At 42.4% G+C, this 9,203-nt stretch carries 8 protein-coding genes; 2 read left to right on the forward strand and 6 right to left on the reverse strand.

The window, feature by feature from the left end; genetic code table 11:
• Positions 1-361 precede the first annotated feature (361 nt).
• The 3 genes from AC805_RS00275 to AC805_RS00285 all read right to left on the reverse strand — a co-directional run bounded on the left by AC805_RS00275 (position 362) and on the right by AC805_RS00285 (position 3,144).
• Entirely contained in the window at positions 362-1,234 is an 873-nt protein-coding gene (locus tag AC805_RS00275) for a carbohydrate ABC transporter permease (protein WP_055073555.1), read from the reverse strand.
• A gap of 63 nt (positions 1,235-1,297) precedes the next feature.
• Positions 1,298-2,179: a class D beta-lactamase gene (gene blaOXA / locus AC805_RS00280; protein WP_072143476.1), complete on the reverse strand. Its 882-nt coding sequence runs from the start codon at positions 2,177-2,179 to the stop codon at positions 1,298-1,300.
• 59 nt (positions 2,180-2,238) lie between these two features.
• A complete protein-coding gene (locus AC805_RS00285; RefSeq protein WP_055073556.1) occupies positions 2,239-3,144 on the reverse strand; it encodes a carbohydrate ABC transporter permease in 906 nt (301 codons plus the stop codon).
• Positions 3,145-3,158: 14 nt separating this feature from the next.
• Between AC805_RS00285 and AC805_RS27045 the strand changes: the two genes are divergently transcribed.
• Positions 3,159-3,290, forward strand: a complete 132-nt coding sequence (locus AC805_RS27045; RefSeq protein ID WP_269433532.1) for a hypothetical protein — start codon at positions 3,159-3,161, stop codon at positions 3,288-3,290.
• Between the two features lie 117 nt (positions 3,291-3,407).
• Complete coding sequence (gene gcvP / locus AC805_RS00290; RefSeq protein WP_156341258.1) at positions 3,408-6,407, forward strand: aminomethyl-transferring glycine dehydrogenase; 3,000 nt, start codon at positions 3,408-3,410, stop codon at positions 6,405-6,407.
• Between the two features lie 31 nt (positions 6,408-6,438).
• Here the strand turns inward: gcvP and AC805_RS00295 are convergent, their stop codons facing one another.
• From AC805_RS00295 to ndhL, 3 genes are all read right to left on the reverse strand, one after another.
• Positions 6,439-8,109 carry a hypothetical protein gene (locus tag AC805_RS00295; RefSeq protein WP_055073557.1) on the reverse strand — a complete coding sequence of 557 codons (1,671 nt, stop codon included), beginning with the start codon at positions 8,107-8,109 and terminating at the stop codon, positions 6,439-6,441.
• Complete coding sequence (locus tag AC805_RS00300; protein WP_055073558.1) at positions 8,106-8,456, reverse strand: DUF3007 family protein; 351 nt, start codon at positions 8,454-8,456, stop codon at positions 8,106-8,108. The genes AC805_RS00295 and AC805_RS00300 overlap by 4 nt, the downstream gene beginning before the upstream one ends.
• Before the next feature lie 352 nt (positions 8,457-8,808).
• On the reverse strand, positions 8,809-9,039 hold the full coding sequence (gene ndhL / locus AC805_RS00305) for an NAD(P)H-quinone oxidoreductase subunit L (RefSeq protein WP_055073559.1): 231 nt from the start codon (positions 9,037-9,039) through the stop codon (positions 8,809-8,811).
• Positions 9,040-9,203 lie beyond the last annotated feature (164 nt).

A 9,203-nucleotide genomic window follows, 5' to 3' on the forward strand; every position in this document is an offset into this window, starting at 1 on the left:
ACCTTAGAACTGTTTAATTGCAAACGACAGTGCGGGGAACTAGCACGCATTCCGAGGTGTCGTGACCTAAATAACGTAGTCAGTTAAGACTTTGGCTGGTCAGCACGGCTCCTAGCTTTTGGCTAGAAGCCCCGTCACTTCAGTGCGGGGTTGCTGACGTGCGGATTGCTTCCCTTAAATGCTGAATTTATGGAACGGGCTATGGGGCAAGGCTACTCAAAATATTAAATAAAATATTCAATAAAATATTAAATCTAGGTTAAATTTTAAATCCATATCTTACGCATCATAAACTAACCTAAGTACGGACTAATAACAAGTACAAAATAGGTAAGGCGGTAAGGCGGCGCGAAGCGCCGCCTTACCCCTTAACGCCTACACTCGCTTCTGTAGGAATGATATAGCGTTGGAGAAATACAAACACGATCGCTACAGGCACCATAGAAATTGCCGAACCTGCGGCGATTAAACGCCAATCCTCAGAAAAAGCACTGGCAAGACTGGCGATTCCGCGCGGTAGGGTATATAGCTCAGCCTTATCCACGATCGCTAATGGCCATAGAAAATCGCCCCACATTGCCACAAAAGTAAACACGGCTAGGGTAGTTAATGCGGGATATGCCGCTGGCAACATAATGTGCCACCAAATCCCTAAACTCGAACAACCATCCATTCTTGCTGCTTCTTCCATTTCTTTGGGTACGCTTTGAAAGGCTTGACGCAATAGAAAGATCCCAAAAGCCGAAATTACGTAGGGAAAAATTAAACCCGCATAGGTGTTTTTTAGATTTAACTGTACTGCCAAGATATATAGGGGGATCATCGTAATTTGAAAGGGGATCATGGTCGTTCCCACGATCGCCCAAAAGATAGGATCTCTTCCTTTAAATTCCAGTCTCGCCAGCGGGAATGCGGCAAGGGAGCAGAATAGAAGATTAAGAATGACGGTGATGCTGGAAACAAAAAAACTATTCCAAAGATAAAGATCGAATCGAGAGTTTTGCCAGACCTTGATAAAATTTTCCAACGTGGGCTGGGAAGGCAATAGCTGCGGGACGGATTGGAAAATGTTTTCTGTGGGCGACTTAAAGGCGGTACTCACGAGCCAGAGTAAAGGAAATACCGTTACAGTGGCGATCGCGATTAAAAGCATAAATTGAGGAATATTTTTCAGGATATTAAATAATGATCTTTGGGATGATCTTTGGGATGATTTCTGGCTTTTTCTATTCATAATTAATAAAAATATCTTGGAATATTCTTTCTAGAAAAGAGCCGCGCTTTGCGCGGCTCTTTTCTATTCAACGAGTTGTAAATCTCTCAAGGTATCAAATAAAATCTTTTTGCGAATGGGGATCATGTCAAACTTTGGATCTTGATTTGTCATATTCAAAGCATAGAAATAGACGTTATTATCTCTTTCTATATAACCGACGTACCAACCAATATTTTGCAATCCATCAACATTAATGCCCCAGCCAGTCTTACCTCGAAGGGTGTAATTTTCTTGACGCTCGATAACCATGATGTCCTTAACTGTATTTATCACCGCAGGAGAGAAGGGCAAATCGTCTTTGTATAGTTTGACTAAAAACTTAATCTGCTCCTCAGGCGAAATCCTTAGTTTACCTTTCAACCAAAAAGTATCAATTTTATCTTCTATATTTTGATTGCCGTAGTCAGCAGCTTGAATATACTTCGCCATCCTCTCCTTGCCAACGCGTCGCGCTAAGTCTTGATAAAACCAAACTACCGATCGCTTAAAAGCTGTCCGCATGGTTTGGTCTTGATTCCAATCGGGAAAGGATGGATTACTAACTCCATTCCAAGGAATTACGGTATTTTCATCGGCGATCGCCTTGGTCTCAAGGGCAACCAATGAATTAAAAATTTTAAAGGTTGAGGCAGGAATATAGCGCTTTTGACAGTGGAGGGAGTTGTAGCGAATATAGCGATCGCGTTTGAGGTCGTATAAAACAAAACAACCCTCAGATTTTGCCTCCTGCAAATTTTGAGCTAAATGACGCGAAAATTGGGATTGAAAATCTAGATTTGTTTTGGAGATAGTGGTTTGTCGATCTTCAGAGAATGCTGAAGGAGCGATCGCCAAAGAAATACAAAATAGAAATAGTAGAGAATAAATAGTTTTAGAAATAGTTTTAGAAATAGTCTTAGACATAGGTTGCAAACATGAGTAATATTGTCAAGAGAGACAATATTTTAATTATGCTGAGGTATTTAGGTAATTACCTTAGCGGGATTAATAAATTTAAAGGTTAGGATTGAAATAATAAAGATGATTAGAAATAAAAATACTCCGATCGCCGATGCATATCCCATTTCTAAACTGGTAAAACCTTTGTCATATAAATAGTAAACAACGGTTTTAGTACTATTCGCAGGGCCACCTTGAGACATGATATAAACTTCTTCAAAGACTTTCATTGCCCCAATCGCAGAAATTACTGCCACTAAAATAATATATGGCTTCATTAGCGGAATGGTAATATCCCAATGCTTTTGCCAACCGTCAGATCCATCAATTGCTGCCGCCTCATACAAGTCGGCAGGGATTGCCTGCAATCCCGCCAGATAAATTACCATATAGTAGCCAACACCTCGCCATACAACTACGGCGATAATGGCAAAGATAGCGGTTTTCGGATCGGTAAGCCAAGGAATTGTTACAGATTGAAATGAGATCGCCGAAAGAAAATAGTTTAAGATTCCATTCTGGGCGTAAACCCACTTCCAAGCAATTCCTGCCACGACCACAGAAACAATTACTGGGAAGTAATAAATTGCTCTAAAAAAATTAATACTGCGTAATTTTTGATTGACTAATATTGCTAAGAATAGAGGTAAAACAACTAGGCTCGGAACTGCAAATATTAAGTAGGTGAGGGTGTTACCTAGGGTTTTCCAGAAGGTTTGATCTTTGAAAAGGTTTATATAGTTGCGCCACCCAGTAAAGGTTGGGCTGCCGACAAAATCATAATCAGTAAAACTCAGATATATTGCTTGTAATACTGGTAAAAATGAAGTTAGACCAAGAAAAGCGATCGCGGGTAATAGAAATAGGTATGGAGTCCAAGAAAATTTCTTACCTAGTTTCTGCCGTTTTAGTTTTACATCGATCTGCATAAAAAGTCTTAAATATGGTTTGGGATAACTGTGGTTTGGATGAGTTAGGAGCAATCGCGGAAGTAATTTTGTCTGTTAGAGCCAGATATGCACAAGATATAAATACCGATGGTGATGAAGATTATACAGATCTAAAGCAATCCTAACTGGTTTGTGGAAGCGCCCCCTTCGGAGGGCACTTCCACAAACCAGTTGTAAGTAATGCTTAACACTTTGTAATAAATTTGTAATAGCATAGACATATTTACCCAAGCTACAAATCTATGTTGGAACCTTCGCTCACCGTGACCGCCCAAGATTCTTCGATCGCCGAAACCACAAAAATAGAAGAATCGAGGGTTCCAGCCCTTTCCCCAAATCCCAACCATACCGACTACTTAGCAAATTGCCTCATTGCAGATTGCCTCAGTAATGATGCACTTGCCCCAACTGATAGTTTTATTCGCCGTCATATCGGTGTAACCTCCGCAGAGATTCAGCAGATGCTTGCTGCGATCGGTTGTGAATCTCTCGATGAAATGATCGACAAGACCGTTCCTAAGGCTATTCGCACTAGGCAGCCATTGCAATTGGGGGAAGCGCGTGGGGAATACGAGTTGCTACAGGAATTGAAAGCGATCGCCTCAAAAAACCAAGTTTGGCGATCTTATATCGGTACTGGCTATTACAACTGCATCACGCCACCAATTATTCAGCGCAATATTTTAGAAAATCCAGGGTGGTATACCCAGTACACTCCCTACCAAGCTGAAATCGCTCAAGGACGTTTGGAAGCCCTACTAAACTTCCAAACCATGATTATCGATCTGACGGGTTTAGAGATTGCCAATGCTTCGCTTTTAGATGAAGGAACAGCGGCGGCTGAAGCAATGACAATGGCGGCAGGACTTGCCAAGAACAAAGGTAATAAATTCTTTGTATCGGCTGATTGTCATCCGCAAACGATCGCTGTTGTGAAAACCCGCGCAATTCCCTTAGGGATTGAAGTGGAAATTGCCAAACATGACGAATTTATATTTGATGAGAGTTACTTTGGCATTTTGCTGCAATATCCTGCTAGCGATGGCGCGATTTATGACTACAGCCCATGTATTCAGCAAATTCACGATCGCGGTGGCTTAGCGATCGTTGCCGCCGATTTACTAGCGCTTACTTTGATTAAAGCTCCCGCCGAGTTAGGGGCTGATATTGCGATCGGGAGTGCCCAGAGGCTTGGCGTTCCCTTGGGCTATGGTGGTCCCCATGCTGCTTATATGGCGACAAAGGATGCCTACAAACGACAAATGCCAGGACGCATGATCGGCATTTCTAAAGATGTCCATGGTCGTCCCGCCCTACGTTTAGCTCTACAGACCCGCGAACAGCATATTCGTCGAGACAAAGCAACCAGCAACATTTGTACAGCGCAAGTTTTGTTGGCGATCATGGCGAGTATGTATGCGGTCTATCACGGCGCATCAGGGTTAAAGCGGATTGCCCAGCGAGTACATCTCTTAGCTTCGACCCTTGCTGGAGCCTTAGAGAATTTAGGACATACCGTTACGCATCACTCTTTCTTCGATACGATTCGGATAGAGTTAAACGGACTCTCAATGAATGAAGTTAGAATCCGAGCCGCTGCCAAGCAAATTAACTTACGCTACTTTGAAGATGGGGCGATCGCCATTAGTTTAGATGAAACCGTCGCCAAACAAGATTTAACCGATCTGATCGAAATTTTTGCTAGCGAGAAAATATCTAATTCCCAATCCCCAATTCCCAATTCCCAATTCCCAATTCCCAATTCCCTAATCCGTAATTCCTCCTATCTCACTCATCCCGTATTCAATTCCTATCATTCTGAATCAGAACTGCTCCGTTATATCTATCGCTTGCAAGCGAAGGATTTATCCTTAACAACATCAATGATTCCCCTCGGCTCCTGCACGATGAAGTTAAACGCCACTTCAGAAATGCTTCCCGTTACGTGGGCTGAATTTGGGAACATTCATCCCTTTGTGCCATTAGAACAAACTCAAGGCTATCAAATTCTTTTTCAACAATTAGAAACTTGGCTGGCGGAAATCACTGGTTTCGCGGGAGTGTCGCTTCAGCCGAATGCAGGTTCTCAGGGAGAATATGCAGGACTGCTGACTATTCGCGAATATCATCTCCATCGCGGACAAACCAATCGCCATATCTGCCTCATTCCGACTTCAGCCCATGGGACTAATCCTGCTAGCGCCGTTATGGCTGGGATGAAGGTGGTCACAGTAAATTGCGATCGGGAAGGCAATATTGATGTCAATGACCTGAAAGAAAAAGCCGCAAAGCATCAGTACGAACTTGCTGCTCTCATGATTACCTATCCTTCAACCCACGGCGTATTTGAAGAATCGATTAAGGATATCTGTGACACCATTCACTATTACGGTGGACAGGTCTATATGGATGGCGCAAACATGAATGCCCAAGTTGGGCTTTGTCGTCCAAGAGATATCGGTGCGGATGTCTGCCACTTGAATTTGCATAAGACTTTTTGTATCCCCCACGGAGGCGGCGGTCCTGGAATGGGACCAATTTGCGTCGCACCGCAGCTAGTACCATTTTTACCAAAACATCCTTTTACGGATGATCCCGATCAAACGACGATTTCGGCGGCTCCTTGGGGGAGTGCCAGTATTCTGACGATCTCATGGGTATATATCGCTCTCATGGGAGCGAAGGGACTCAAATTGGCAACAGAAGTGGCGATTTTGAATGCTAATTACATGGCGCATCGCCTTGCTCCCCATTATCCAATTCTCTATAAGGGTAAAAATGGTTTTGTTGCCCATGAATGTATTATCGATCTGCATGATTGCAAGGCGATCGCAGGGATTGAGGTGGATGATGTGGCAAAGCGCTTGATGGATTATGGTTTCCATGCACCCACCATGTCATGGCCAGTCGCGGGAACGATGATGATCGAGCCGACGGAGAGCGAGTCGAAAGCGGAACTCGATCGCTTCTGTGAGGCGATGATCGCAATTAAGCAAGAAGTCAAGGCGATCTCCATTGGCGATCTCGATAAACTTGATAATCCCCTCAAAAATGCGCCACATACGGCGGAATCTCTCTTAGCCGACCAATGGGCTCACCCCTATACCCGTCAACAAGCTGCCTATCCCGCACCTTGGCTAAAGGAACATAAGTTCTGGACGAGCGTTGGACGGATTGATAATGCCTATGGCGATCGCAATTTTGTCTGTTCTTGCCTACCTCTAGAAGCCTACGAAGCCTAGACTCAAATAAAAGCCCTGCTTCGCAGGGCTTTTATTTGAGAATTACCACTTCACCACGCTCATTTGCCGCATTAAATTCTGCCCCAAAATCACAGGCTGAGATATCGCCTAGCTGAATATTCTGCTCAAAATTTGGCAAATAGACGTAGATTTCTAGCGATCGCAAACAGAGGGAAAGGCGCGTGATTTCGATAGACTCTTCCACAACATCACAGCCAAATAGATTATGTTGCAAAATATGGGCGATCGTCTCCGCAGGAGTTGTATAGGCGATCGATTCGACATCATTGGTAAACTTGGTTAATAAATGATAGATGCGCTCGTGTTCGGACAGCAAAAACTCTAAGGCAGTGACCAGAAATACCCCAGCCCCACACTTGGGATGCAAAACTTTAACCTTTAATAAACGCTCTTGATATTCTTGGCAATAGGCTAGAGTATCTTGAGTGAATCGGCGATCGCCCTCACGAGGAATCTTGGATATAGATAGGTGCTGTTTCAAAACCCGAATTACCGATTCACTTTGCAAAATCGCTTTACAAGGCAATTTGGGAATGCGACGTTTACTGAGATTGCTCAGATCTTTACGATATTGTGATAATTCCTTGATCGATTCATCAAAAAGACAGGTAAGGATATGACGGGTGATATCTTCACAAAAGTCAAAACGGGTAATCTCTTTAATCTGACGGCATAATTCATCACCCACAAATAAAGCCCGATCTAGAATGGGATCGCTCGCGAATAGCCCCGATGGGTAAGCATTGATTGGCATGGAATAATTAGCATTACCATTTTGTACCCAACCAAATATTGCTTTATAGTTTTCCCAAATTGGTTGCTCGATATAGGGATTTACAAATTCATAGGCATCCTTAATTAAATTGGTGGGTAATAGCTGTCGGTCTTCGCAGTAAGCGATAAATAAGATGCGGTTTAATAATTTTTGGGCTTGATAAATAGCGATCGCGATCGCATCTTCCGCCTTGATTTGGAGATTGGTTTGTACGGACTGAGAAGGATGGGCTAACAATTGCAACCGATAGCGGAAATCCTTAATTAACTGACTGCGAATTTTGTAGAAGTGACTGTAAAAATTTTTGAGAAATTCCGATTCGAGTTGGTGTGACTCCTCTAGTAAATGGGTAGTTCGCGATCGTTCTTCACTATTTGCAATTCCCCTAAGTAAAGTTCGTCGCGACAGCAAAAAATAAAAAGCCTTAAACTGATCTAAATCCGCCAAAGACTCCCAAGAAAATCGCTGACAGAACAAACTCGATACGTCACGGTGGTAAAGACAAATTTCTCGATAATCTAAAACAATCAGCCATTCAGTTGTTTCATACTCTGGTTCGGGTTTAACGATTGCTCCCTCTTCCGCCGTATTAACCCTAACTTCGGCAATTACATTGACTGAGGTTTCGGTAAAAAAACCAAGGGCAGGATTGGGGTGTAATTCTAGCTCCCACGCACCACCACTAGTCTCAAAAGGAGACTTATACCCTAAAATATCAACAAAAATATCATGCAAAAATTGCGCTTCAGCAATTAAATTTGATGGTTCCCCATCACTGGCAAAATACAGCCACTTCTGGACTATCTGAAAGCGTTCTCCCAAATCTCTTGGGAAACCAAAAGAACTAATTCGCTTTGCGAGAGGTTTCGGATGAAACAGTGAGTAGTAAGGCGATCGCTGATTCATTCATCTTTGACGGCTTTTTGATCTATTGGTTGAACTTGTCGACCTAACTGATGCTCTGCCTCTACTTCTGCAAGTAAAACATTCCGCTCCTCAGGTGACATTTCCTCTAAGCGCTTAGCCAAAACTGCTTTTTTGTAATCATCAAGCTGTTGGTTATAGGTCATAGTTTGCGTAACGGCTCGAAATACATAGGTCGAAATCCAAGCTATTAAAACACCAACTAAAACCACTTGGCTCCATACCCCTGCATTGGTTGTATCGAAACCATAGGCTCGAAACATCCCAAAGGCGAAACCACCAAATCCAAAAAAAGCTACCATAATCGCTATGGCATCAATACGGCGCATAGTTTTAATCTCTAAGGGCTTCCTTCCAGAAGAAAAGGTTAAGAAATAAAGGTTAAGAAATAGTTGTCATCTAGTTAAAATTTAGACAAATTAGCGTTTACATAAGTACTTGTGCATAAATTACCCAAACCTGTAAAGTTACGCCCCTGTGGGGCGCAACTTTACAGGTTTGGATGTGTAATTAATCATGAACATCTACTTAAGACTTGAGAATCGGGAAGGACAATTAGTAAATTCTCCCTATATCTCCCGCTATTGACTGAAATCTGACGATCATGGGCTTAATCATCTTAAAAATAAAATCTTAAAGGTAAGATATTTAAGATTTTATCTTTAAGATTGCGACCTAATCTCAAACGGCTCTTGCTTGAGGACGAAAATTAAAGAATGGGGATAGTAATAATAGTCCAGGAAAGAAGAAAAAGGCTAAAAAGCAGAGAAATACTCTTTCTAGAGAACCTGTTTTGTACCAACGTGCTTTGAAATAAAAGAGCACTAACAGGGGGATTACCAGTAAATATGCACCTGCGATCGTCGCATAGACAATGGGCGCGAAAAAGGGAGATGTAAGCAGTAATGACATATTTCTAAATAGAAGAGTTATGTAGATATATTTCTGAGTTAATTGTAACAGTAAAGGATCTCCTGTTATCGATGCACCATAGTCTCTACTGCAAAATCAGGTATGCCCCGATATTTGCAAACCATCAATTAATTAAGTAGCTAGGCATAAGTAAACTTAAAACC

It is taken from the genome of Pseudanabaena sp. 'Roaring Creek', assembly GCF_001402795.1.
Classification (GTDB): domain Bacteria; phylum Cyanobacteriota; class Cyanobacteriia; order Pseudanabaenales; family Pseudanabaenaceae; genus Pseudanabaena.